Origin of the sequence: Pseudomonas putida (genome assembly GCF_002741075.1) — a bacterium.
GTDB classification, from domain to species: Bacteria; Pseudomonadota; Gammaproteobacteria; order Pseudomonadales; family Pseudomonadaceae; genus Aquipseudomonas; species Aquipseudomonas putida_T.
The window spans coordinates 3,993,816-4,019,624 of record NZ_CP016634.1 but is presented as its reverse complement, the minus strand read 5'-3'; the positions used below and the strand labels follow the sequence as shown (position 1 = coordinate 4,019,624).

Genomic DNA, 25,809 nt, shown 5'->3' with positions numbered 1-25,809 from the left:
GGCCTCACATTTCAACCTGTGTACCGAGCTCGATCACCCTGTTCAGCGGCAACTTGAAGTACTTCAGGTTGCTGTTGGCGTTTTTGAGCAAGAAGGCGAACAGGTGCTCGCGCCACCGCGCCATGCCGATTCGCTTGGTCGCGATGACCGTTTCGCGGCTGAGGAAATAAGTGGTTCGCATGGGGCCGAAATCCAGGTCATCGCGCTGGCATCGGCTCAGCGCCTTCGGCACGTCCGGCTCTTCCATGAAGCCGAAGTGCAGGGTCACGCGGAAGAAGCCTTCGCCAAAGGCCTCGACCTCGAATCGTTTGCTGGGGCTGACACGTGGCTCGTCTTCGGACACGACGGTCAACAGGACCACCTGCTCATGCAGGACCTGGTTGTGCAGCAAGTTGTGCAATAGGGCGTGCGGTACCGCATCGGCCCTGGCAGTGAGAAACACCGCCGTGCCCTGTACCCGATGAGGAGGCTGGAACTGCAGGCTGGCGATGAACAGATCCAGCGGCAGGGCACTTTCGTCCAGCCGCTCGACGATGATCCGACGACCGCGTTTCCAGGTTGTCATCAGCACGAACAGGGCAACACCGGCGATGACAGGGAAAGCCCCGCCTTGCAGGATTTTCGGGGCATTGGCAGCAAAGTACAGGCTGTCGACCAGCAAGAAGCCCAGCAACAAGGGAACGGCCAACCAACGTGGCGCCTTCCATAGCAACAGCACTACTGCCGAGGACAGCAGCGTAGTGATCAGCATGGTCCCGGTTACCGCCACACCATACGCAGCGGCCAGGGCGCTGGAGGATTCGAAGCCGATCACCAGCAGCACGACGCCGACCATCAGTGCCCAGTTCACCATGCCGATGTAGATCTGCCCTTGTTCCTCGCTGGAGGTGTGCTGGACGAACATGCGCGGTACATAGCCCAACTGGATCGCTTGGCGGGTGAGGGAGAAGGCGCCGGAAATCACGGCTTGCGAGGCAATGATGGTGGCCAGTGTGGCCAGCCCGACCATCGGCAGCAAGGCCCAGCCGGGTGCCAGCAGATAGAACGGGTTGCGCACGGCGTCCGGGTTGCCCAGGATCAACGCGCCTTGCCCGAAGTAGTTCAGCACCAACCCAGGCAGCACCAACAGGAACCAGGCCCGCGCGATGGGTTTGCGGCCAAAGTGCCCCATATCGGCGTAGAGCGCCTCCGCGCCGGTCAATGCCAGTACCACCGCGCCCAGAATGGCGATACCCATGCCTGGGTGGACAACGAAGAACTGCACCGCCCAGGAGGGGTTGAGCGCTTGCAGCACCTCGGGGCGCTGCACGATGCCATGCACGCCAAGCGCCCCGAGCACCACGAACCACAGCACCATGATCGGCCCGAACAGGATGCCGATCCGCGCGGTGCCGTGTCGCTGGATCATGAACAGCGCGACCAGCACCACCACCGAAAGCGGCACCACCCAATGCTCAATGCCATCGAAGGCCAGTTGCAGCCCTTCGACAGCCGACAGCACGGAAATCGCCGGCGTGATCATGCTGTCGCCGTAGAACAAGGCGGCGCCAAACAGGCCAAGCAGGACCAGCACTCGGCTCAGCCGCGCATAAGGCGCCGCTGCCCGGTGCGCCAGTGCCGTCAGGGCCATGATGCCGCCTTCGCCCTGGTTGTCGGCCCGCAGGACGAACAACACGTATTTGATCGAGACGACCCAGATCAATGACCAGAACACCAGCGACAGCACGCCGAGGACACCTGCTGCGTTGGCCTGGACACCGTAATGGCCTGAGAAGACTTCTTTGAGGGTGTACAACGGGCTGGTGCCGATGTCGCCATACACCACGCCGACAGCGGCGACGAGCATGCCGACGCCTGAGGTTTTGCTGGGGAGGGTTTGATGTGCAGTGGTCGCGGTCTGGCTCACGGATGACTTCTCTGGACGGGCGGGTCGAGAGCGCGTGCCTTCCCTGTGCTGCGCGCCTACCTGACGCCTGAACGGTCGATGCCGGCGTTACGCATAAGCGTAATGCCGGCATCGACCGTTCAGGCAGCAAGCGCAGCCAGTATCGTTTCAAGGGCCGGGGGCGAGCGTAAAAAGAGCGTAAAAATTGCGGTCGTGGCAAGGGTCGCCCGGAGGAGGCATTAGGGCGTCACACAGCTGCAAAAAACGGCAGTGCCAGGTACAGCTTGATGACGATGGCATTGATGATGTCGATGAAGAACGCCCCCACCATCGGCACCACCAAGAAAGCGATCTGCGACGGTCCAAAGCGTTGCGTCACGGCTTGCATGTTGGCAATCGCCGTGGGCGTGGCGCCCAGGCCAAAACCGCAATGGCCGGCGGCCAGAACAGCAGCATCATAGTTGCGGCCCATGATTCTGAACGTCACGAAGATCGCAAAGAGCGCCATTACCAATGCTTGTGCAGCCAGGAGAATGAAGAACGGCAAAGCCAGGGCTGCCAGATCCCACAACTTGAGCGACATCAGCGCAATGGCCAGAAACAGCGACAAGCTGACATTGCCCATGACCGAAACTTCGCGTTCGAATACTTGATACAAGCCAAACATCGAAAGCCCGTTTCGTAGCAGTACGCCCACGAACAAGACGCACACGAAGGTCGGTAGTTCAAATGCGGTCCCGTGCAAAAACTTATTCAACAGCGAGCCGGCCAGTAAGCTGACCGAAATCAGTGCGATGGTTTCGATCAGGGAAAAGGGCGTGATCAGACGCTCTTTGTTGGGTTGTTCGAACCCCCGTGGCAAACGGGGTGTTTCTTGTTCGACGCCGGGCGTCTGAACACGGCCAATGAGCAAGCGTGCGACCGGACCCCCAATCAAACCGCCCAAGACCAGGCCGAACGTCGCGGAGGCAAGCGCCAGTTCGGAAGCCGAGGCCAGGCCGAATTTCTCGCTGAAGGTCGCGCCCCACGCAGCGCCTGTACCGTGCCCGCCCGACAAGGTGATCGAACCTGCCAGCAAGCCCATCAGTGGGTCCAACCCAAGCGCCGTGGCAAGTCCGATGCCCATGGCGTTCTGGACCACGAGCAACCCGGTGACCACCAGCAAGAAGATGCCGACGACACGGCCCCCTGTCTTCAGGCTGGCGAAATCGGCACTCAAACCGATGGTGGCGAAGAACGCCAACATCAACGGTGTTTGCAGTGAAGTATCGAATTGGACCTGGATATCGAAACTGCGCAGTCCCAATAGCACCACGGCGACCAGCAAGCCACCGGCGACAGGTTCGGGAATATTGTAGGTGCGCAGGAAAGTGATGCGTGCAACGAGGCCTCGTCCCAGCAACAGCACCAAAGAGGCGGCGACGAGTGTCCCATAGAAATCGAGCTCAAGCATTTGATGCGTACTCTTTGTAAAGCGCGTCATTCTAGGGACGGCCATTACGCGAGTACGTAGGTATATTCTGAAAGTTATCGGCTTATTGCGGTTGTTTTTGTCGCTCTATGCGCCATACCGACGTTGGCAAAGGGCTGATGGACGTGGCGCAAGTCGTTTTTCAGGCCTTGTTTGGAATCCCGTATTTGCGCAGCCGCTGGGCGATCGCGGTATGGGAGGTTTGCAGGCGGCTGGCCAATTGGCGGGTGGAGGGATAGCTCAGGTACAGGCGCTGCAGCAGATCGCGCTCGAAGGCTTGCACGGCCTGCTCGAGGCTGGCCACTTCACCGTCCTGGCCTCGGGCCACGGCAGTGCCGGCGATGTCCAGATCGTCGATGTCCACCAGGCTTTGTTCACTGATGGCCGCGGCGCGGAAGATCACGTTCTGCAACTGGCGCACATTGCCGGGCCAGGGGTTGGCCAGCAGCGCCGAATGGGTGGCCGGTGCCAGGCGGCACGGCGGTCGTTGGATCTGCGTGCAGGCCTGCTGCATGAAGAAATGCGCCAGCAGCAGGATATCCTGGCCCCGCTCGCGCAGCGGAGGGACTTGCAGGTTGAGCACGTTGAGGCGGTAGAAAAGATCCTCACGAAAGCTGCCCTCGGCCACCATGCGCTCCAGGTCGCGGTGGGTGGCGCTGATGATGCGCACGTCCACTTTGATTTCCCGGTCCCCGCCGACCCTGCGAAAGCTGCCGTCACTCAGAAAACGCAGCAGCTTGGCCTGAAGATAAGGCGACATTTCGCCAATCTCGTCCAGGAACACCGTGCCCTGGTTGGCCAGTTCCATCAGCCCTGGTTTACCCCCGCGCTGTGCGCCGGTGAACGCCCCTGGGGCATAGCCGAACAGCTCGCTTTCGGCCAGGCTCTCGGGCAGGGCCGCGCAGTTCAACGCGAGGAAAGGCGCGGCATGGCGACTGCTGATGGCATGGCAGGCACGGGCCACCAACTCCTTGCCGGTGCCGGTCTCGCCGTGCACCAGCAGTGGCGCGTCCAGGGCCGCGACGCGCAGGGCGCGGGCCTTGAGGGTGCGGATCGCCGGGGAGTCGCCGAGCAGGGCATCGAAACCTTCGGCATGGTCGTGGTGCAGGGCCGACAGGCGTTCACCCATACGGTTGGGTGGATAGAGCGTCAGCAGGCCCCCGGCATGGGTGATCGGCGTGGCATCGAGCAGCAGGCTCTGGCCGTTGAGCTGCATCTCACGCATCGGCAGGTGGAAGTTGTTGTCCAGCAGGGTCTGCAGCAGACCCGGATCATTGAACAGCTCGCCCACCGAGCGCCCGGCCGACTCGCGCCCGCACAGGGCAATCAACGCCGGGTTGGCCAGCAATACCTTGCCTGCGCTGTCCACCGCCAGCACCGGGTCGCTCATGGCGGCGAGCAGTGCGTCGAGCTGCAGGTGGCGGCGTTGGCCGGGCAGGATGTCGACCACTTCCACCGACTGCACACCCTGGACTTCGAACAGCGCGTCGTGGAGCTCTTCGAGCACGGCGGGGCTGAGGGTGGGGGCGTCGATGTAGACGTTCGGCGGCACCATCTCCACGGCGTCCAGGTTGAGGTTGCGGGCACCGAGCAGGGCCAGGACTTCCTGGGTGATGCCGACGCGGTCGATGAAGCTGACGTGGATGCGCATGGAGTTGAGCGGGCTGCGGCCGGGGGAGGGCGGTAGTATGCCTCAAAGGGGCGGCTGCGCGCCCCATCGCAGAACAAGCCCGCTCCTGCAAGGGCTGCGCGGGCGTCGTAGGAGCGGGCTTGTCCCGCGATGGGCTGCGCAGCCGCCCCTGGATATCGAAGTCACTCCAGATGTTCAGGCTTGATCGGGTCGCCCGATTTCACGTCCAGCTTTTCGCGAATGTCCTTGAACATCCAGTCGTAGATCTTGTGCGGCGAACCCAGGTTCTCGAACTTCTTGGGCGGTGCCAGATAGGACTGTGCACGACGGGACAGCTGCATGAGAAAGCTGGGCAGCACCTGGTCCTTGGCGAGGAAGAATTTTTCCTCGACCGTCTTGCCCTCGATGATGCCGTGCATGTGGAACTGGATGCCTCTGCCTTCCCTGGGGTCCGATGTGGCCTCGTATTCGATGTTCAAGTCATAGCTGTGGTCGTTCTTGTTCAGCGCCGTGCGCTCGATGTGGACATGACCGGGGTGGTATTGGGCCATTGGCACGCTCCTCTGGAAGGTCGAAAGCGGCGGGCGTCGAACGCCCGCCTACTGCATTCAACGGTAGCTGATACCTGGTTTGGCGGTGGATACACGGGTACCGGCGGTACCCTTGACGATCTCTTCGATGTCCGACAGCGAGCCGATCACGGCCACCTTGCCGGTGTGGCGGGCGAAGTCGCAGGCCGCTTGCACCTTGGGGCCCATGGAGCCGGCGGCAAAGCCCAGACGTTCCAGTTCGTCAGGGTGGGCCTGAGCGATGGCTTTCTGGGTCGGCTTGTTGAAATCGATGTACGCGGCGTTGACGTCGGTGGCGATCACCAGCAGGTCGGCGTCCAACTGTTCGGCCAGCAAGGCTGAGCACAGGTCCTTGTCGATGACGGCCTCGATGCCTTTGAGCTTGCGGTTTTCATCGTACATGGTGGGGATGCCGCCCCCGCCTGCGCAGATCACGATGCTGCTCTTTTCCAGCAGCCACTTGATCGGTCGGATTTCGAAGATGCGCTTGGGTTTGGGGCTGGCCACGACGCGGCGGTACTTGTCGCCGTCGGCCTTGACCACCCAGCCTTTCTCCTTGGCCAGGCGCTCGGCCTCTTCCTTGCTGTAGACCGGGCCGATGAATTTGGTCGGATCCTGGAATGCCGGGTCGTTGGCGTCCACTTCCACCTGGGTCAGCAAGGTGGCGAACGGCACTTCGAAGGCCAGCAGGTTGCCCAGTTCCTGTTCGATCATGTACCCGATCATGCCTTCGGTCTCGGCACCCAGCACATCCAGCGGATAGGCCTCGTCGGGTTTGTAGGACAGGCCTTGAAGCGACAGCAGGCCGACTTGCGGGCCGTTACCGTGGGCGATGACCAGTTCGTTGCCAGGATGGATCTTGGCGATCTGCTCGGTGGCGGTGCGGATATTGGCGCGCTGGTTCTCAGCGGTCATGGGCTCGCCGCGACGCAGCAGGGCGTTGCCGCCCAATGCAACAACGATACGCATGGTGAGTGTCCTTTAAGCGAAAGAAGGGTGCGCTGCTCTCGACCGGTATCGCCGCCCCTTGTGGGAGCGGGTTTACCCGCGAAAGCGTCAGCCCATGCAACGCGGCTGGTGCTACTGACGCATTCGCGGGTAAACCCGCTCCTACAGGGATCCGGGTTGCCCGGCTTGCCGAGTCAGCCTTTACAGGTCAGCCAGGGTCGACACCAGGATCGCCTTGATCGTGTGCATGCGGTTTTCCGCCTGCTCGAAGGCGATGCACGCCGGCGACTCGAACACATCATCGGTGACTTCGATGCCGTTGGCCAGGTGCGGGTACTGTTCGGCGATCTGCTTGCCGACCTTGGTCTCGGAGTTGTGGAACGCCGGCAGGCAGTGCATGAACTTGGTGCGTGGGTTGCCGGTAGCTTTCATCAGCTCCTTGTTCACCTGATAGGGCAGCAGCAGCTTGATGCGCTCGCCCCAGGCTTCGACCGGCTCGCCCATCGACACCCAGACGTCGGTATGGATGAAGTCGACGTCCTTGACGGCAGCCTTGGCGTCCTCGGTCAGGGTGATGCGCGCGCCGCTTTCCTCGGCGTACTGCTTGCAGCGCTGCACGAGGTCGTCATGGGGCCACAGTTCCTTGGGCGCGGCGATGCGTACGTCCATGCCGAGCTTGGCGCCGATCAGCAGCAGCGAGTTGCCCATGTTGTTGCGGGCGTCGCCCAGGTAGGCATAGCTGATGTCGTGCAGGGGCTTGTCGCTGTGCTCACGCATGGTCAGCACGTCAGCGATCATCTGGGTGGGGTGGTATTCGTCGGTGAGGCCGTTGAACACCGGCACGCCGGCGAATTTGGCCAGTTCCTCGACGATTTCCTGTTTGAAGCCCCGGTACTCGATGGCGTCGTACATGCGGCCGAGCACGCGGGCGGTGTCCTTCATGCTCTCTTTGTGGCCGATCTGCGAGGAGTTCGGGTCGATGTAGGTGACGTTGGCGCCTTGGTCATAGGCGGCGACTTCGAACGCGCAGCGGGTGCGGGTCGAGGTCTTTTCGAAGATCAGGGCGATGTTGTTGCCCTTCAGGTGCTGCTGCTCGGTGCCGGTGTACTTGGCGCGCTTGAGGTCGCGGGACAGGTCCAGCAGGTATTTCAGCTCACGGGTGGTGTGGTGTTCGAGGCTGAGCAGGTTGCGGTTATGAATATTGAACGCCATGACGGTTCTCCTTGAGTTCGGGGCAGCCCGGCCGTCGCCTTGTGAGGACGGCCGGGGAAATGGTCGTTAGTAGTCGATTGGGTCGCGCACGATCGGGCAGGTCATGCAGTGGCCGCCGCCACGGCCTCGGCCCAGTTCGCCGGCGCTGATGGTGATGACTTCGATCCCGGCTTTGCGCAGCAGGGTATTGGTGTAGGTGTTGCGGTCGTAGCCGATGACCACGCCAGGCTCGACCGCCACCACGTTGTTGCCGTCATCCCACTGTTCGCGTTCGGCGGCGAAGCTGTTACCACCGGTCTCGACCACCCGTAGCTTGACGCCCAGTTGCTCGCCGACCACCTCGATGAACGATTTGTTCTCGCGGCGCACGTCCATGCCGTAGGGCTTGCTTTCGTCAGGGCGAATGATGAACGGCACGATCTCGCGCACCACCTCCGGGAAGACCGTGACCAGGTCGCGGTCGCAGAAGCTGAACACGGTGTCCAGGTGCATGGCCGCGCGGGATTTTGGCAGCCCGGCGACGATGACTTTCTCCACCGCGCCCTTGGCGAACAGGTTTTGGGCCAGTTGGCCGATGGCCTGACGCGAGGTGCGTTCGCCCATGCCGATCAACACGATGCCCTTGCCGATCGGCATCACGTCGCCGCCTTCGAGCGTGGCCTGGCCGTGGTCTTTGTCCGGGTCGCCATACCAGACCTGGAAGTCGGCCTTGGTGAACTCGGGGTGGAACTTATAGATGGCGGTGGTCAGCAGGGTTTCCTGGCGTCGCGCCGGCCAGTACATCGGGTTGAGGGTCACACCGCCGTAGATCCAGCAGGTGGTGTCGCGGGTGAACTGGGTGTTGGGCAGAGGCGGCAAGATGAAGCTGGAGTGGCCCAGGTAGTCGTTGTACATCTTGACCACGCTGGCGCCCTCGCTTTCAGGCAGGTCCTGGCCGGCTACGCCGCCGATCAGGAACTCCGCCAGGCGACGTGGCTCCAGGCTTTCCAGCCAGCTGCGCACTTCGTTGGTCAGGCCGACACCGACGGTGTCAGGGGTGATTTTGCGATCGAGGATCCATTTGAGGGCCTCGGGGATCTGCACGATGTCGGTGAGCAGGTTGTGCATCTCCAGCACATCGACGCCGCGCTCGCGCATCTTGGTGACGAAGTCGAAGTGGTCGCGCTTGGCCTGGTCGACCCAGATCACGTCATCGAACAGCAGTTCGTCGCAGTTGCTCGGGGTCAGGCGCTTGTGTGCAAGGCCTGGGGCGCACACCATCACTTTGCGCAGTTTGCCGGCTTCGGAGTGGACACCGTACTTCTGTTTTTCCGTGGACATGTTCATTCCTCCAAGAATGCGAAGACGTGGATCAAAGCGTCAGGAAGCCGTCGTAGAGTCCGTAGGCGGCCACCAGGGCGCCCACCACGACGGCGGCAAAGATCAGTTTTTCAATCGAGGTGAAGATCGGTTGGCCGACCTCGCGCTTGGCCTTGGCGAACAGGATCGCGCCAGGGGCGTAGAGCAGGGCCGAGAGCAGCAGGTATTTCACGCCGCCGGCATACAGCAGCCAGATGGCGTACAACAGGGCGATGCCGCCGATGATCAGGTCCTTCTGCCGTTCGGCCAGGGCCTGCTCGTAGGTTTCACTGCGTACCGCCAGCAGCACCGCATAGGCCGCCGACCACAGGTAGGGCACCAGGATCATCGAGGTGGCGAGGTAGATCAGCGACAGGTAGGTGCTGTTGGAGAACAGGGTGATGATCAGGAAGATCTGCACCATGGCGTTGGTCAGCCACAGGGCGTTGGCCGGTACCTGGTTGGCGTTCTCGCGGCGCAGGAACTCCGGCATGGTGTGGTCCTTGGCCGCGGCGAACATGATCTCGGCGCACAGCAGCACCCAGGACAGCAGAGCCCCGAGCAGCGAGATGATCAGACCGACGCTGATCAGTACCGCGCCCCAGTGACCGACCACATGCTCGAGCACGGCGGCCATCGACGGGTTCTGCAGCTTGGCCAGTTCCGGTTGGGTCATCACGCCCAGCGACAACACGTTGACCAGTACCAGGAACAGCAGCACGGTGATGAAGCCGATGACCGTGGCCTTGCCCACGTCGGAGCGTTTTTCCGCCCGGGAAGAGAAGATGCTCGCGCCTTCGATGCCGATGAACACCCATACGGTGACCAGCATCATGTTGCGCACCTGGTCCATCACGCTACCCAGGTCCGGGGAGCCTTTGCCCCAGATGTCGGCGGTGAAGATGTCCAGTTTGAAGGCGAACAGGCAGATCAGCGCGAACAGCGCCAGCGGCACGACCTTGGCCACGGTGGTGACCAAGTTGATGAACGCCGCTTCCTTGATGCCGCGCAGCACCAGGAAGTGCACCGCCCACAGCAGGATCGAGGCGCCGATCACCGCAGCCGGCGTGTTGCCCTCGCCGAAGATCGGGAAGAAGTAGCCCAAGGTGCTGAACAACAGCACGAAGTAGCCGACGTTGCCCAACCATGCGCTGATCCAGTAGCCCCAGGCCGAGGAAAAGCCCATGTAGTCACCGAACCCGGCCTTGGCGTAGGCATACACCCCGCCGTCCAGATCCGGCTTGCGGTTGGCCAGGGTCTGGAACACGAAGGCGAGGGTCAACATGCCCACCGCCGTGATGGCCCAGCCAATCAATACAGCGCCGACACCGGCGCTGGCGGCCATGTTTTGCGGCAACGAGAAGATCCCGCCACCGATCATGGAACCGACGACAAGTGCAACAAGTGCACCCAGTTTTAGTTTTCCGGGAGAATCAGACATTTAACAACTCCATGCCAGGAGAAAGTTGACCTCAGAGTAAATCCGACGCCTATGCCATGTGCTGACTTGGGTCAGTTTCATGGCGATGTGAAGTAGGAAAAATCCTTCACGCGACTCCTGGAGAGTGCCGACAGCTTTGCTGCAGGCCTTGTGTGCTGGCACCTCCGTGTCCTTCTAGAGCAAAAACTCCGTGTAGCCTGCGAGGTTTCAAGCTAGCCGCTTTTGGGCAATAAGCAAATTTTCGTGAAAATTCCGCCTTCACTATATTTGTCATTGACCTGCCTCATGGAAGACGCAGTATTAATGCCAAGTATATAGACGAACCCGTTATTAGCGCTTTAGCCTTGATCGCTTGGTCTAATATAAGTTGGCTGCTGCCTTATAAGAATCAACATAGTGTTTCATGCGTATGACAACAGCCCAAAGGGGAGCCCTATGAGTGAACCGGGACAGAAGCTGCGCTTGGGGGCGTTGATCGCGCTGGTGGTGGGCTCGATGATCGGCGGCGGGATCTTCTCGTTGCCGCAGAACATGGCGGCGCGGGCCGACGTGGGCGCGGTGCTGATCGGCTGGGGCATCACTGCCGTGGGGATGCTGGCACTGGCCTTTGTGTTCCAGACCCTGGCCAACCGCAAGCCAGAACTGGATTCGGGGGTGTATGCCTATGCCAAGGCCGGCTTTGGCGAGTACATGGGCTTTTCCTCGGCCTGGGGCTACTGGATCAGCGCATGGCTGGGCAACGTGGGCTATTTCGTGCTGCTGTTCAGCACCTTGGGCTTTTATTACCCGGTGTTTGGCGAGGGCAACACGCCGGTGGCCATCGCGTGTGCCTCGTTGCTGCTGTGGGCGGTGCATTTTCTGGTGCTGCGCGGCATCAAGGAGGCGGCCTTCATCAACCAGGTGACCACCGTGGCCAAGGTGGTGCCGCTGCTGATCTTCATTGTGATTGCCGCGTTCGCGTTCCGGGCCGATATCTTCACCCGCGACATCTGGGGCCTGAGCAATCCCAAGTTCGGCAACGTACTGGATCAGGTGCGCAACATGATGCTGGTGACCGTATTCGTGTTCATCGGTATCGAAGGCGCCAGCGTGTATTCGGGGCGGGCACTGCATCGCTCGGATGTGGGCAAGGCGACGGTGATCGGCTTTCTCGGGGTGCTGGCGCTGTTGGTACTGGTCAACGTGCTGTCGTTGGGCGTGATGACCCAGCCTGAGTTGGCCAATCTGCAGAACCCCTCGCTGGCCTCGGTGCTGGAGCACATCGTCGGGCCCTGGGGGGCTTTGTTGATCAGCATTGGCCTGGCGATATCCCTGCTGGGTGCGCTGTTGTCCTGGGCGCTGCTGTGCGCAGAGATCCTTTTCGCCACGGCGCGGGACCAGACCATGCCACGTTTTCTGGCGCGGGAGAACGCCAACCATGTGCCGGCCAATGCCCTGTGGCTGACCAACGTGATGATCCAGGGCTTTTTGCTGATCACATTGTTCTCGGCGGGCACATACACCAGCCTGATCTACCTGGCGTCGTCGATGATCCTGGTGCCGTACTTCTGGTCGGCGGCCTATGCGGTGCTGCTGGCATTTCGTGGCGAAGGCTATGCCGACCAGCCGCAGCTGCGTCGAAAGGACCTGATGGTCGCCCTGGTGGCGCTGGTCTATGCCGTCTGGTTGTTGTATGCCGGCGGGCTCAAGTACCTGCTGCTGTCGGCGCTGCTCTATGCGCCGGGCGTCATCCTGTTCGCCCGAGCCAAGCATGAGCAGGGCAAGCCGCTGTTCACCTCATGGGAGAAGCTGATTTTCGTTGCCGTGCTGGCGGGGGCGGGGGTGGCGGCCTATGCCTTGTACTCAGGGCTGTTGAGTTTGTAGGGACGCTTTGCGCCCTATCGCGGCAGTTGTTGGGCAGGGCAAGGTGGGGTGTGCCGCTCCGGGCGCGACCAGATCCACAGGTTGCCCAAGGCCATACCGCCAATGGCAAGGAACACCGGCCAGCGATGCTCGAAGAACGTCAGCATCAGCCCCGCGCACAGCAACATGCTGAGCGTGGCGCTGATCTTGGCGCTGCGCTGGATCACCTTGCCATTGCGCCAGTTGTAGAGGATCGGCCCGAACAACCGATGCTGCTCCAGCCATGCGCTAAGGCGCGGTGAGCTGCGGGTCGCGGCCCAGGCGGCCAGGAGAATGAATTCGGTGGTTGGCAGGCCAGGGATGACGATCGCGACCAGGCCGATACCCAAGCTGACATAGGCCAGGATCGCGTACAGCAGGCGGGCGAGTTTCGAGCGGGCGGGTCGGGTCATGGTCTCACTGCAAAAAAACGGTCCGGCCATCCAGGTGGTGGCCGGTTGAAACCTGTCAGGCCAATGCGGCATCTGCGGCATAGGCATGCTTGAGCAGTACGGTGAAGCGCTCGAAGGCGGCGACTGCGCCACGTTCGGCGGCGGCATCCTCCTCGGCCGACAGCTGGAGGCTGTCGAGGATTCGGGTGAACTGTTTCCAGCCTTCGGCACGGCCACCGGCCGGCTCGCCCAGATGACGGGCACCGAAGCTGTCGGACAGCTCCAGCGCCACGGCACGCTTGATCAGGAACGCGGCGCCCAGTTTGGAGCCTTCGGAGACGAAGATCCAGCCCAAGGCCTGGCCCAGGCTCGGGCGTTGCAGCGCGCCGGGCAATGGGGCGGGGACATCGGTGTCCAGGTCAGCCAGGTCCAGGCGCGCCTGCTCGGCGCGGCAGCGTTGGGGCAGGTCCGGCACGATGGCGATCAGTTGCGGGTCGTTGTACAGGGCCTGCAGTTCGGACTGGAACAGGTACTGGGCGACCACGAAACGGGCGAAGCTTTCGCGGCTGTCGAAGGGCTTGTGCGATTTGACCAAGGCGTCCAGCTCGGTGTGCGGCGCATGGGTGACCTGGTTCAGGCGCTGGGAGCGCAGGGTTGGGATGGTGGTCATGGCGTGGTCCTTGGGATGTGAGGGCTCTAGACGAGACGAATCAGATCGGGTTCGGCAGTAAAAAATGTGCGACGACGGATGACTGGGAGCGCTTTGCGCCCCTTTCGCGACGCAAGCCCGTTCCTACACGTATGGTGCTGTCGCTGTAGGAGCGGCGTTGCGTGGCGAAAGGGCCGTGAAGCGGCCCCGGTTATGGCGCGTGTTCATATATCCCAGATCAAATTGATGGCGAAGTTGCGCCCTGGTGCAGTCAGGCGATCGAGGTTGGCCGGCTGGGTGACGGCGGCTTCGCTCTGGCCGTTGCGGCCGACGGTGGCGTAGCTGCGTACGTCATCCCACTGCCAGTACTTCTTGTCGGTCAGGTTGTACAGGCCGGCATTGACGGTCAGGTCGTCGGTGATCTTGTAGAAGCCACTCAGGTCGAGCACGCCATAGCCGGGGGTACGCCAGCGCGAAGTGCTGCCATCGGGGGAGAAGAACGTGGTGTCGTCGACGCGGTTCTTGCGCTTGACCAGTGTCCAGCTCAACAGGCCGCCATAGCTGTCCTGTTCATACCCCAGGCCAAACACGCCGGTGAGTGGGTTGACGCTGTTCAGCGGTTGGCCGGTGTCGTCGTTGCGGCCATAGGCATAGGCCACCGAGCCTTGGGTGTACAGCCCCTGCGGCGCGCCAAAACGATCGAGGTTCAGGCGACCCCTGACCTCGGCGCCCTTGATGGTCGCGTACTTGATGTTCTGCGCCTGGAAATCGAGCGCATCGTCGCCGTTGAGCAGGGCGTCTTCATTGATGAAGTCGCGGTACTTGTTATAGAAGACGGCGACATCGAAGTTGCCCGCATCGAAGTTGCCGCGCAGGCCGGTTTCATAGCTTTTGCTCTTTTCCGGCTCAAGATTCGGATTCGGCTCGACCACATAGCCGCCGGCCGGGTTCTCGAAGCGGCCATACAACGCCTTGGCTGTCGGCGTGCGGAAGCCTTCGGCGTACTGCCCGTACCAGGTGTAGTGGTCGTTGAAGGCATAGGTCACGCCCAGCTTGGGTGAAACGCGGTGCCAGTTCTTCTGTTTGTCGTTGACGGTGGTGTTGCCCGAGGTCGGCAGGGTGGCCAGGAACTCATCGGTCAGGTGTGGCTTGAGCTGCGTGTAGTCGTAGCGCGCGCCTGGCAGGAAGGTCCAGTTGTTCCAACGGATCTCGTCCTGGGCGAACAGGCTGTAGGTGTTGATGGTCGGGTCGGGGAAGTCGCTGACCCGGGCCAGGCTGTCGGCAGGACTGATCTGGCCGATGGCTGTGCAGGTGCCCCCTACATTCAGGCAGACGCCAGTACCGCTACGAGCGCCGGTGACTTTTTCCTGCTTGAGCGTTGTGCCGTAGGTCAGCAGATGGTCGCTGGCGCCAATCGTGAAGGCTTTGTCGAGCTGTGCATCCAGCACCCATTGGCGGTCCTTGTAGGTCGTCTGCCGATCACGGAGCACTTCACGGCCGCGGGCGAAGTAAAGCTCCCCCGTGCGTTGATCGGTCTTGGCGATCTGGTAGTTCAGGCTCCATTTCAGGTGATCGGCCAGCGCGCTGTCGAGGCCGAGCTCATGGTTGATGCCGAAGCGTTCACGGGTGATGGTGTCGTCGGTGCTGCGGGCGCGATACATGTTCGAAGCGCCCATGCCGGGAATGAACGGTCCACCCACGGCGCTCAGCACATTCTGGTCGCGATCGTCCTTGTAGCGCTCATAGGTAAAGCCCAATCGCGCATCGTCGGCGTAGTTCCAGCCCAGCTTGGCCAGTACGTTGGTGGTGCGCACGTCCTCGGGGTTGGCCTTGGTACGGTCAAGGCCTGTGCCGTCGTGCTCGCCGTAGGATTCGGTCTCGTGACCGTTGCGCTGGCTCAGGTGCAGCAGGCTGTCGAAGTCGCCTTGGCGGCCGGCGACGGTGGCGGAGGTCAGCCAGCTTTCATCGGCCGAGCTGTAGCCGGTCTTCAGGCGGGCGCCCACGTCCTTGCCAGGTTTGATGATGTCGTCCGGATCGAGGGTGAAGTAGCTCACCGCGCCGCCGATGGCATTGCTGCCATAGAGCACCGAGGCCGGGCCGCGGAGGATCTCCACGCGCTTGACGATCTCGGGGTCGACGTAGTTGCGCTGGGTCTGGGCGTAGGGGCCGTAGAAGAAACCATCCGGAACCGAGACGCCGTCGACCTGGGTGAGGATCCGCTCGCCATCGATGCCACGGATGTTGTAGCCGTTCAGGCCGCTACGCTGGCCGACGCCACCGACGGAGACGCCCGGCTCGTAACGGACCAGCTCCTTGATGTCGTTGACGTTCTGGCGGTCCAGTTGCTCGCGGGTCTGCACGCTCACGGTGCTGGGCACCTGGCTGACGTCCTGGGCGCTACGGGTGGCGCTGACGGTCAGTTGCTGCAGGGCGATGGTATTGCCGGCCTGCTGGCGCTCCAGCACCACATTGGCATTGCCGATTTTGCGCAGGCTCAGCCCCGTGCCTTGCAACAGGCGGCGCAGGGCAGCCTCCGGCGGCAGCGAGCCCCGTACCCCAGGCGACGATACGCCTTCAGCCAGTTCGGCGCTGAAGCCAACCTGCCAGCCGGTGACCTGGCTGAACGCGTTGATCGCCGAAACCAAAGGCTGCTGCTCGATGGCAAAGCGGTAGTCACCCAGGCGTGGGCTACTGGCCTTTGCCGGTTCTGCGGCCAGGGTGGGCAGGCTGCAGGCACCGCTGGCGAGCAGGGCCAAGGTCAGCAGGGACAATTGCCCCATGCGGCGAGAAGGGGTGGACGGGCGAGTTGGACCTGTGGACATCGAAAGCGCTCCCTGACGCGCGAACTGTTATAGGTGATGACCGTTCCTGTTTTCAAACAAGAATCAGTTGCATTGGCTATAACGAGACGGACGGGTAGACGCGATCGCGTAAAAAAACTTCAGGGCGTCAGTTGAGGATCACCAGCGCCGGATACTCATGCAACTGCGCGGAGGTGATGTGGGCCAGGGCGCGCAGGGTTTCCAGGGGTTGGTCCAAGCGGTAGTTGCCAGTCACCGCCACCTGTTCTAGCTGCGGGTTGCGAGTGATGATCCAGCCAGGGTAGTAGCGGCGAACCTCGGCCAGCACTTGGCTGAGGGGGCAGTTCTCGAACACCAGGCGGCCTTCGACCCAGGCCAGGTCCTTGTGCATGTCCCGGCGCTGGCGCTGGCCGAACCCCTGGGGGCCGACGCTGATGCTGTCGCCGGCCGAAAGCCGGATGCGCTGGTCGCGAGCGCTTTGCAGGTCGATATCGCCCCGTTGCACCCTGACTTGCGCCTCGCCATCGAGGTAGCGCACGGCGAAGTCGGTGTCTTGTGCCTGCGCGCGCAGCGGGCCTGCTTCCAGTTCCAGCGCAGCAGGGCCGTTGCCGGGTACCTGGAAGTACGCCTCGCCCTGCAACAGGCGTGCGACTGGGCGGCCGTCACGCAGGTCGCTGGCGAAGGCTGAATTGGTGTTGAGCAACACCCGGGCGCCGTCGTCCAGTTGCAGGCGTTGGCGTTCGCCGACCACGGTCAGGTGGTCGGCCTGCAGGCGCATAGGCAGGTTACCGAAGGTGAACAGCCCGACCAGCAGCACGGCGGCGGTGGCCAGGGGCTTGCAATGGGTACGCAGACGACCGCCCAAGGTGGTACGGCGACGGTGATTCAGTTGCGCGGCGGCCTGATGCAGCGGCGCGCCGTTCCACAGGGTTTCGGCTTCGACGTAGGCTTCGGCGTTTTGCGCGGCGGCGCCCAGCCAGGTTTCGAAATCCCGGGTGTCTTGCTCGCTGGCGCATTGCAGGCGTACCAGCCAGTCCAGCGCTTCATCCATGGCACGCGCTCGGGCATCAGGCGCGTCGGGCGACGGGCGAGGAGCGGGGCAGTCTGTCACGGAGAATCCTTGCTGTGGTTCTTTCGCGAATGATCATGGCTGCGAGGGAGCGTGGCAAGGGCTTTGCCTTTGTCGGCCGGCGAATGGTCGGCTCATTTGAGGCGGTCGGCCACGCCCATGCAGATGGCCATGATCAGTTTCAGCTCCTTTTGTACCGTGCTGGCCGATACCTTCAACTGCTCGGCGATCTCCAGGTAGCTGGCGCCCTGCAGGCGGCTGAGGATGAAGATGCATTGCTGGCGTGGGGTGAGTTGGTTGAGGCTGACGCTCAGGTGCTCAAGCAATTGCTCCGCATGGGCGGCATCTTCGCTGCTGCTCGTCGGCGCGGCGACGTTGTGCAGCACCTCGTCAGGAACATCGTCCACCAGCGTGCGGGCCTGCACCCGACGGGCGCGCAGGTGATCGAGCGCGAGGTTGCGCGCGGTCTGGAACACGAACGGTTCCAGGTGCTCGATGGGCCGTTCGCCCAGGGCACGGGTGACCCGCAGGTAGGTCTCCTGGAGCAGGTCCTCGGCCGTGCTGGGGTTGCCCACCATGCGCTGCAACGTTCGCAGCAAGGGGAGGCGCTGGGTGAGGAACACTGTGTTGAACCGGGACTGACTCACGGGTAAACCTGACCGATGAAAGGCAAATGATAATGCTTATCATCTGTTGTGTTGGTCAAGTCTCATCGACGTAAAGAATGGGTAAGTATCGCTGTGTGACGACTTTGTGGCAGAGGCGCCGCGCCGCGTTGCGGCCCATGGCAGGCTTCACCAGTCCTCGAAAGCAACTGACAAAGCCTGCGATGGGCTGCCTGATCAATTTGCGTTGCACAGCGCCAGGCAGTTGTCGAGCATGCGGTTGGAGAAGCCCCATTCGTTGTCGTACCACGCCAGCACCTTGAGCATCCTGCCATTGGCGCGGGTGTGGTTGGCATCGAAGATCGACGACAGCGGGTTGTGGTTGAAGTCGCAGGAGACCAGCGGCAGGGCGTTGTAGCCCAGGATGCGCGAATGCCGGCTGGCTTCGAGGAACAGCTGGTTCACCTCCTCGGCGCGGGCTTCACGCTTGAGGTTGACGGTCAGGTCCACCAGCGACACATTGATCACCGGCACCCGCACCGCCATGCCGGTGAGCTTGCCGGCCAGTTCCGGCAGCACCAGGCCCACGGCCTCGGCGGCGCCGGTCTTGCTCGGGATCATCGACTGGGTGGCCGAGCGTGCGCGGTAGGGGTCGGTGTGGTAGACGTCGGTGAGCACCTGGTCGTTGGTGTAGGCGTGGATGGTAGTCATCAGCCCTTGCTCGATGCCGAACTCGCGGTGCAGCACCTGGGCGATCGGCGTCAGGCAGTTGGTGGTGCAGGAGGCATTGGAGATGATCTGGTGCGAGGCGCGCAGGGTGTCGTGGTTCACCCCATACACCACCGTGGCGTCAGCGCCCTTGGCGGGTGCCGAGATGATCACCTTGCCCGCACCGGCGCTCAGGTGGGCGGCAGCCTTGGCGCGGTCGGTGAACAAGCCTGTGCATTCGAACACCACGTCCACCGCTTCGGCCTTCCAAGGTAGCTCCGCAGGATTGCGGATGGCACTGACCGCGATACGGTCGCCATTGACCGTCAGGCTCTCTTGGTCGGACTCCACGTGTGCATCGAATGTGCCGTGCACGCTGTCGTACTTGAGCAGGTGGGCGTTCATTGCACTGTCGCCCAGGTCGTTGATGGCGACGACCTGCAGGTCCTGGCGGTAGCCTTGGGTATAGAGTGCGCGCAGGACGTTGCGTCCGATGCGGCCAAATCCATTGATGGCGATGCGAAGGGTCATGGCATTACCTCTGGCAGTCCGAGTGAAGCTTGTGGCAAAAAGGTCACTTCACTGAAACGGTTTTGTTATTGGAATTACAAGATTATTCACTGCTGGATAGAAAACAAGCCTTTTTGATGGCAGTATTTTGTTAAACCTACAACGAGTGGTCGGGCAGACCACCCCCAGATCGCGTCAGGCCCCTTTACCTTGAGCCTAGGCCGCAATCGTTTGAAGGGGAAATGCCCATCGACGCCACCCTTACAGTCAGCCTGGAGTCCAGTACATGCATCCGCGCATCCTTGAGGTCACCGCACGGTTGGTCGAACGCAGCCGTGCCACCCGTGAACGCTACCTGGAGCTGATTCGCGGCGCGGCCAGCGACGGCCCCATGCGCGCCGGCCTGCAATGTGCCAACTTTGCCCACGGCGTAGCCGGTTGCGGTGCCGAGGACAAACACAGCCTGCGGATGATGAACGCCGCCAACGTGGCTATCGTCTCGGCCTACAACGACATGCTGTCGGCGCACCAGCCGTACCAGCACTTCCCGGAACAGATCAAACAGGCCCTGCGCGAGATCGGCTCGGTCGGCCAGTTCGCCGGTGGCGTGCCGGCCATGTGCGATGGCGTCACCCAGGGCGAGCCGGGGATGGAACTGGCCATCGCCAGCCGTGAGGTGATCGCCATGTCCACCGCCATCGCCCTGTCCCACAACATGTTCGACGCCGCATTGATGCTCGGCATCTGCGACAAGATCGTGCCGGGCCTGATGATGGGCGCCCTGCGCTTTGGTCATCTGCCGACCATCTTTGTCCCCGGCGGGCCGATGCCTTCGGGCATCTCCAACAAGGAAAAGGCCGACGTACGCCAGCGCTACGCCGAAGGCAAGGCCAGCCGCGAAGAGCTGCTGGAGTCGGAGATGAAGTCCTATCACAGCCCTGGCACCTGTACCTTCTACGGCACGGCCAACACCAACCAACTGGTGATGGAAGTCATGGGGCTGCACCTGCCGGGGGCTTCGTTCGTCAATCCCTACACGCCGTTGCGTGACGCCCTGACCGCCGAGGCGGCGCAGCAGGTCACACGCATGACCAAGGCCAGTGGCCGCTTCATGCCCCTGGGCGAGATCGTCGATGAAAAGGCATTGGTCAACTCGATCGTCGCCCTGCATGCCACCGGCGGCTCCACCAACCATACCCTGCACATCCCGGCCATCGCCCAGGCTGCCGGCATCCAGCTGACCTGGCAGGACATGGCGGACCTCTCCGAGGTGGTGCCGACCCTGTCCCACGTCTATCCCAACGGCAAGGCCGACATCAACCACTTCCAGGCGGCGGGCGGCATGGCGTTTCTCATCCGCGAACTGCTCGATGCCGGGCTTTTGCACGAGGATGTCAACACCGTGGCTGGCCACGGCCTGCGCCGCTACACCCAGGAGCCGTTCCTCGAGGAGGGCAGGTTGGTGTGGCGTGAAGGGCCGCGCCAGAGCCTGGACGAGAGCATCCTGCGCCCGGTGGCGCGACCGTTCTCGGCCGAAGGCGGCCTGCGGGTGATGAATGGCAACCTCGGACGTGGCGTCATGAAGGTGTCGGCGGTAGCACCCGAGCATCAGGTGGTAGAAGCGCCGGCCCGGGTGTTCCATGACCAGCAGTCTCTGGCCGATGCCTTCAAGGCCGGCGAGCTGGAGCGCGACTTCGTCGCGGTGGTGCGCTTCCAGGGGCCGCGTTGCAACGGCATGCCCGAGCTGCACAAGCTGACGCCCTTCCTGGGCGTACTGCAGGACCGGGGCTACAAGGTGGCGCTGGTCACCGACGGTCGGATGTCCGGCGCCTCGGGCAAGATTCCGGCAGCCATCCACGTGTGCCCCGAGGCCTACGACGGGGGGCCGCTGGCGCGAGTGCGCGATGGCGATATCGTGAGGGTCGATGGCATCGAAGGCACGTTGCAACTGATGGTATCGGCCGAGGAACTGGCCACCCGTGACCAGCCGGCGCCTCCCCAGGGCAATGACCTGGGCATGGGACGCGAACTGTTTGGCTTCATGCGTGTGGCGTTCAGCCCGGCCGAGCAGGGTGCCAGCGCCTTCACCTCTGCCCTGGAGCGACTGAAATGAAAGCACTGCTGGTTGGCGATATCGGCGGCACCAATGCCCGCTTTGCCCTGTGGCACGACAACCAGTTACAGGCGGTACAGGTCCTGGCGACTGCCGATTACACGAGTCCTGAGCAGGCCATCGAGGCTTATCTGACAAGGCAAGGCATCGCCCAGGGTGGGCTGGCGGCGGTGTGCCTGGCGGTCGCGGGGCCGGTGAGCGGCGATGCGTTTCGCTTCACCAACAATCACTGGCGGCTGAGCCGCCGTGCTTTCTGCCAGGCCTTGCAGGTCGAGCACCTGCTGTTGATCAACGACTTCAGTGCCATGGCTCTGGGCATGACGCGTCTGCAGCCTGGCGAGTATCGCCAGGTGTGCCCGGGCGCCGCCGACCCTGCGCGCCCGGCCCTGGTCATCGGCCCAGGCACCGGCCTGGGCGTAGGCAGCCTGTTGCGCCTGGACAACCAGCACTGGCTGGCCTTGCCAGGGGAGGGCGGGCATGTCGACCTGCCGGTGGGCAACGAGCGCGAGGCGGCGATTCATCAGCAGATCCATCGGCAGATCGGCCATGTCAGCGCCGAGACAGTATTGAGTGGCGGCGGGCTGGTGCGCTTGTACCAGGCAATGTGTGCGCTCGATGGCGACGTACCCCGGCACAAGACGCCCGCGCACATCACCGATGCGGCGCTGGGCGGCGAGCCGCGAGCCCTGGCGGTGGTCGAGCAGTTCTGCCGCTTCCTTGGGCGTGTGGCCGGTAACAATGTCCTGACCCTGGGGGCGCGGGGTGGGGTCTATATTGTCGGCGGCGTGATTCCGCGCTTTGCCGAGCTGTTTCTGCAGAGCGGTTTTGCCACGAGCTTTGTCGACAAGGGCTGCATGAGCGGCTATTTGGAGGGTGTGCCGGTGTGGCTGGTGACGGCGGAGTTCTCCGGCTTGCTGGGGGCAGGAGTGGCGCTGCAGCAGGCGTTGGATCATTGATCGCCGGGCCCTTGGTGCCCATCCGTTATCACCACCAGAGGAAGGTTCAGTGACCACCGCCGGTAAATCGATCCTGATGGTCGACGACGACCAGGAAATCCGTGAACTGCTGCAGACCTACCTGAGCCGCTCGGGCTTCCAGGTGCATGCCGAGGCCGATGGCCGGGGCTTTCGCCAGGCGCTGGAGTCCGTGCCCTGTGACTTGGTGATTCTCGATGTGATGCTGCCTGATGAGGATGGCTTCAGCCTGTGTCGTTGGGTGCGTCAGCACCCGCGTCTGGCGCGGGTGCCGATCATCATGCTGACCGCCAGCTCCGACGAGACCGACCGGGTCATTGGTCTGGAACTGGGCGCCGACGACTACCTGGGCAAACCGTTCAGCCCGCGTGAGTTGCAGGCGCGGATCAAGGCGTTGCTGCGCCGCGCCGATTTCGGTCAGGTGGCGCCCTGCCAGGCGGTGCTGGCCTTCGACGATTGGCGCCTGGATACCATCAGTCATCGCTTGTTCCATCGTGATGGCGAAGAGGTGATTCTCTCCGGCGCCGACTTCGCCCTGCTCAAGCTGTTTCTTGACCATCCGCAGCAGATCCTCGATCGCGACACCATCGGCAATGCCACGCGAGGCCGTGAGCCGATGCCGCTGGACCGTATCGTCGACATGGCGGTCAGCCGCCTGCGCCAGCGCCTGCGGGACACCGACAAACCGCCACGGCTGATCCGCACTGTGCGCGGCAGTGGTTACCTGCTGGCGGCCCATGTCTGCCCTGCCTGCTGAGCGGCGCTGGCGCCTGCTGCCGCGCTCACTGCTCGGGCGCATGCTGTCGTTGACATTGCTGGTGGTGCTGTTGGCCCAAGGGCTGTCGAGCCTGATCTGGGTCTCCCAGTTACGCGCCAGCCAGCTTCAGGGGCTTCAGGCCAGTGCCCGCAGCCTGGCCCATTCGATGAGCGCCAGCGTCAGTTACTTCCGTTCGTTGCCGGTCGCCTATCGGCCCATGGTCCTGGACCAGTTGCGCAGCATGGGTGGCACGCGGTTCTTCGTCTCGCTCAACGACAAGCCGCTGGACATGCCCATGCTGCCGATCACACCACGCAAGCAGGCGGTGATCGACGTGTTCCAGTCGGTCCTGCACGAGCGGCTGGGGCCGCAGATGGAAATCTTCGTGGCGTTCGTCAGCCCCCAGGAGCTGCGTATCTTCAACAGTGGCCTGAAACTCGATGAGTTGCCCCGCTCCTGGGCGCATTATTCACTCACCCTGGAGCCGCTCAACCCGCCGGTGCTGGTCACCCAGATCCGCCTGGACGAAGGCGAGTGGCTGTACATCGCCTCGCTGTTGCCTGAGCCTTACACGAGCCTTGAGGCCCAACGCCTGCCGCGTCAGCAGATCGGCTTCATCGCGTTGACCACCGCCTTGTTGTTGCTGTTCATCGGTTTGCTCGTGCACTGGCAGAGCCGCCCGCTCAAGCGTCTGGCGCGGGCGGCGCGAGAGATGTCCCTGGGGGCCGATGTCGCGCCGGTGACCGAAGGCGGCGGCAGTGAGGTGGCTGAAGTGGGGCGGGCGTTCAACAGCATGCGCGAGCGCATCAGCCGCTACCTGACCGAGCGCGCGCAGCTGTTCAGCGCAGTGTCCCATGACCTGCGTACGCCCATCACGCGCTTACGCCTGCGGGTCGAGCTGCTTGAGGACGAGCAAATGCAGGCCAAGTTCAGCCGTGACCTCGATGAGCTGGAGCTGCTGGTCAAAGGGGCGTTGCAGTGCGTGAAAGACACCGACATCCACGAGAACATCGAACCGGTGGACCTCAACCAAGTGCTGGAGATACTCGCCGAGCCTTACCTGGGCGATGGCCGCATCACCCTCGAAGGGCGTGCCCTGGCGCCCTATGCGGGCAAGCCCCTGGCCCTGCGCCGGTGCATTGGCAACCTGATCGACAATGCCATCAAGTATGGCGAGCGGGCGCATCTGCGCATTCTCGACAGCGCCACGGGGTTTGTCCTGCAAGTGGATGACCAAGGGCCCGGGGTGCCGGAACAGCGTCTGGAACAGGTGTTCGAGCCGCATTTTCGGCTGGCCGGTCAGCAGCAGGGCTACGGGCTGGGGCTAGGCATCGCGCGCAATATCGCTCACAGCCATGGCGGAGAAGTCAGCCTGCTGAACCTGCGCCAGGGCGGCTTGCGGGTCACCCTGAGCCTGCCGCGCAGCATCGATTGAGTGGCGAATGTCACCGCTTGGTGACATTCGCGCATCCCTTCGTTACCTGGCGGCCTTCGCCGGCTGTTTAGACTCCAAGGCAAGCGCAAGCACCCATGACTTGCCTTCGCATAACAACAAGAAAGGTTCTCCACGATGAATGCGATCATTCGCCTCGCCGCTGTCGTTTCCCTCGCCTCATGCCTGCCGCTGACGGCCTTGGCCGCCAATAACGGGACTGTCGAAGTCCTGCATTGGTGGACCTCCGGCGGCGAGGCCGCCGCCGTCAATACCCTCAAGCAGCAGGTCGAAAAAGACGGTTTCACCTGGAAGGACAATGCCGTGGCCGGTGGTGGAGGCGCTGCCGCCATGACCGTACTCAAGAGTCGTGCCGTGGCGGGCAACCCACCTGCCGCCGCGCAGATCAAGGGCCCGGACATCCAGGAGTGGGGCGCTTTAGGCCTGCTCGCCGAACTCGACGGGGTGGCCAACGCCAACCAGTGGGATGCGTTGCTGCCGGCCAAGCTCACGCACATCTGGAAGTACGATGACCACTATGTGGCCGTTCCGGTGAACATCCATCGGGTCAACTGGCTGTGGGTCAACCCGGTGGTGTTCGAGAAGGCGGGCGCCCAAGTGCCGCGTACGCTCGATGAGCTGTTCGTCGCCGCCGACAAACTCAAGGCCGCAGGCTTTCAACCGCTGGCCCATGGCGGCCAGCCCTGGCAGGACAGCACGGTGTTCGAAAGCCTGGTCCTGAGCATCCTGGGCCCGGAGGGCTACCACAAGGCATTCGTCGAGCTGGACGAGCAGACGCTCACCGGCGACAAGATGGTCGAGACCTTCAAGACCTTGCAGCGCCTGGGCACCTACATGGATGCCAACCGGGCCGGCCGCGATTGGAACATCGCGGCCGCCGAAGTCATCAACGGCAAGGCCGGGATGCAGATCATGGGCGACTGGGCCAAGAGCGAATGGACCGCCGCCCACAAGGTGGCCGGCAAGGACTACCAGTGCGTGCCATTCCCCGGCACCCAGGGCAGCTTCACCTACAACATCGACTCCCTGGCGATGTTCAAGCTCAAGAACGAAAGCGACATCAAGGCCCAGAACGACCTGGCCAAGGTCGCGCTGGAGCCGGCCTTCCAGACCGCCTTCAACCAGGCCAAGGGCTCGCTGCCGGTGCGCCAGGGCATGGACATGAGTGCGTTCGACGCCTGCACCCAGCAGTCGCAGAAGGACTTCCAGGAGGCCGAGAAAGGCCAGGGGCTGCAACCGAGCATGGCGCACAACATGGCCTCGTCACTGGCGGTGCAGGGAGCCATCTTCGACGTGGTCACCAACTTCCTCAACGACCCCAAGGCAGATCCTGCCAAGGCGGCCAAGCAGCTGGGCGCGGCGATCAAGGCGGCGCAGTAGTACTGCTGCCTCTCCCTGACGTT

20 protein-coding genes are annotated in these 25,809 nt (G+C 62.9%); 6 read left to right on the top strand and 14 right to left on the bottom strand.

Annotated elements, in window-relative coordinates; translation table 11 throughout:
- Positions 1 to 4: 4 nt before the first annotated feature.
- From IEC33019_RS18785 to arcD (IEC33019_RS18750), 8 genes are all read right to left on the bottom strand, one after another.
- The gene (locus IEC33019_RS18785; RefSeq protein WP_099593840.1) at positions 5 to 1,906 is read right to left on the bottom strand and encodes a potassium transporter Kup; all 1,902 of its coding nucleotides are present in this window, start codon (positions 1,904 to 1,906) and stop codon (positions 5 to 7) included.
- A 226-nt stretch (positions 1,907 to 2,132) separates the two neighbouring features.
- The gene (gene gltS, locus IEC33019_RS18780) at positions 2,133 to 3,338 is read right to left on the bottom strand and encodes a sodium/glutamate symporter (protein ID WP_070093205.1); all 1,206 of its coding nucleotides are present in this window, start codon (positions 3,336 to 3,338) and stop codon (positions 2,133 to 2,135) included.
- 160 nt (positions 3,339 to 3,498) lie between these two features.
- Positions 3,499 to 5,007: a sigma-54-dependent transcriptional regulator gene (locus IEC33019_RS18775; RefSeq protein WP_070093204.1), complete on the bottom strand. Its 1,509-nt coding sequence runs from the start codon at positions 5,005 to 5,007 to the stop codon at positions 3,499 to 3,501.
- 161 nt (positions 5,008 to 5,168) lie between these two features.
- On the bottom strand, positions 5,169 to 5,537 hold the full coding sequence (locus IEC33019_RS18770; protein ID WP_070093203.1) for a DUF5064 family protein: 369 nt from the start codon (positions 5,535 to 5,537) through the stop codon (positions 5,169 to 5,171).
- A gap of 57 nt (positions 5,538 to 5,594) precedes the next feature.
- Positions 5,595 to 6,524, bottom strand: a complete 930-nt coding sequence (gene arcC, locus IEC33019_RS18765) for a carbamate kinase (protein ID WP_070093202.1) — start codon at positions 6,522 to 6,524, stop codon at positions 5,595 to 5,597.
- A gap of 180 nt (positions 6,525 to 6,704) precedes the next feature.
- Positions 6,705 to 7,715 (bottom strand): ornithine carbamoyltransferase, encoded by a 1,011-nt coding sequence (locus IEC33019_RS18760; RefSeq protein ID WP_070093201.1) that lies wholly within the window; start codon positions 7,713 to 7,715, stop codon positions 6,705 to 6,707.
- 66 nt (positions 7,716 to 7,781) lie between these two features.
- Positions 7,782 to 9,035, bottom strand: a complete 1,254-nt coding sequence (gene arcA / locus IEC33019_RS18755) for an arginine deiminase (RefSeq protein WP_070093200.1) — start codon at positions 9,033 to 9,035, stop codon at positions 7,782 to 7,784.
- Positions 9,036 to 9,066: 31 nt separating this feature from the next.
- Positions 9,067 to 10,494: an arginine-ornithine antiporter gene (gene arcD, locus IEC33019_RS18750; protein ID WP_070093199.1), complete on the bottom strand. Its 1,428-nt coding sequence runs from the start codon at positions 10,492 to 10,494 to the stop codon at positions 9,067 to 9,069.
- A gap of 435 nt (positions 10,495 to 10,929) precedes the next feature.
- On the opposite strand from arcD (IEC33019_RS18750), the gene arcD (IEC33019_RS18745) reads away from it, so the two are divergent.
- Positions 10,930 to 12,357, top strand: coding sequence for an arginine-ornithine antiporter (gene arcD / locus IEC33019_RS18745; protein WP_070093198.1), 1,428 nt, complete (start codon positions 10,930 to 10,932; stop codon positions 12,355 to 12,357).
- A 14-nt stretch (positions 12,358 to 12,371) separates the two neighbouring features.
- Here the strand turns inward: arcD (IEC33019_RS18745) and IEC33019_RS18740 are convergent, their stop codons facing one another.
- From IEC33019_RS18740 to gap, 6 genes are all read right to left on the bottom strand, one after another.
- Positions 12,372 to 12,788, bottom strand: a complete 417-nt coding sequence (locus IEC33019_RS18740; RefSeq protein WP_070093215.1) for a YbaN family protein — start codon at positions 12,786 to 12,788, stop codon at positions 12,372 to 12,374.
- A gap of 55 nt (positions 12,789 to 12,843) precedes the next feature.
- A complete protein-coding gene (locus tag IEC33019_RS18735) occupies positions 12,844 to 13,437 on the bottom strand; it encodes a biliverdin-producing heme oxygenase (RefSeq protein ID WP_070093197.1) in 594 nt (197 codons plus the stop codon).
- A gap of 203 nt (positions 13,438 to 13,640) precedes the next feature.
- Positions 13,641 to 16,238 carry a TonB-dependent receptor gene (locus tag IEC33019_RS18730; RefSeq protein WP_070093196.1) on the bottom strand — a complete coding sequence of 866 codons (2,598 nt, stop codon included), beginning with the start codon at positions 16,236 to 16,238 and terminating at the stop codon, positions 13,641 to 13,643.
- Positions 16,239 to 16,365: 127 nt separating this feature from the next.
- On the bottom strand, positions 16,366 to 17,328 hold the full coding sequence (locus IEC33019_RS18725) for a FecR family protein (protein ID WP_070093195.1): 963 nt from the start codon (positions 17,326 to 17,328) through the stop codon (positions 16,366 to 16,368).
- 92 nt (positions 17,329 to 17,420) lie between these two features.
- Positions 17,421 to 17,933: an RNA polymerase sigma factor gene (locus IEC33019_RS18720; protein WP_070093194.1), complete on the bottom strand. Its 513-nt coding sequence runs from the start codon at positions 17,931 to 17,933 to the stop codon at positions 17,421 to 17,423.
- 195 nt (positions 17,934 to 18,128) lie between these two features.
- Entirely contained in the window at positions 18,129 to 19,130 is a 1,002-nt protein-coding gene (gap, locus tag IEC33019_RS18715; RefSeq protein WP_070093193.1) for a type I glyceraldehyde-3-phosphate dehydrogenase, read from the bottom strand.
- Between the two features lie 265 nt (positions 19,131 to 19,395).
- On the opposite strand from gap, the gene edd reads away from it, so the two are divergent.
- The 5 genes from edd to IEC33019_RS18690 all read left to right on the top strand — a co-directional run bounded on the left by edd (position 19,396) and on the right by IEC33019_RS18690 (position 25,786).
- Complete coding sequence (gene edd, locus IEC33019_RS18710) at positions 19,396 to 21,222, top strand: phosphogluconate dehydratase (protein ID WP_070093192.1); 1,827 nt, start codon at positions 19,396 to 19,398, stop codon at positions 21,220 to 21,222.
- Positions 21,219 to 22,178, top strand: coding sequence for a glucokinase (locus IEC33019_RS18705; protein WP_070093191.1), 960 nt, complete (start codon positions 21,219 to 21,221; stop codon positions 22,176 to 22,178). The genes edd and IEC33019_RS18705 overlap by 4 nt, the downstream gene beginning before the upstream one ends.
- Positions 22,179 to 22,254: 76 nt before the next feature.
- The gene (gltR, locus tag IEC33019_RS18700) at positions 22,255 to 22,953 is read left to right on the top strand and encodes a two-component system response regulator GltR (protein ID WP_254171041.1); all 699 of its coding nucleotides are present in this window, start codon (positions 22,255 to 22,257) and stop codon (positions 22,951 to 22,953) included.
- Entirely contained in the window at positions 22,934 to 24,388 is a 1,455-nt protein-coding gene (locus tag IEC33019_RS18695) for an ATP-binding protein (RefSeq protein ID WP_070093189.1), read from the top strand. The genes gltR and IEC33019_RS18695 overlap by 20 nt, the downstream gene beginning before the upstream one ends.
- A 135-nt stretch (positions 24,389 to 24,523) precedes the next feature.
- Positions 24,524 to 25,786: an ABC transporter substrate-binding protein gene (locus tag IEC33019_RS18690; RefSeq protein WP_070093188.1), complete on the top strand. Its 1,263-nt coding sequence runs from the start codon at positions 24,524 to 24,526 to the stop codon at positions 25,784 to 25,786.
- The last annotated feature ends 23 nt before the right edge of the window (positions 25,787 to 25,809 follow it).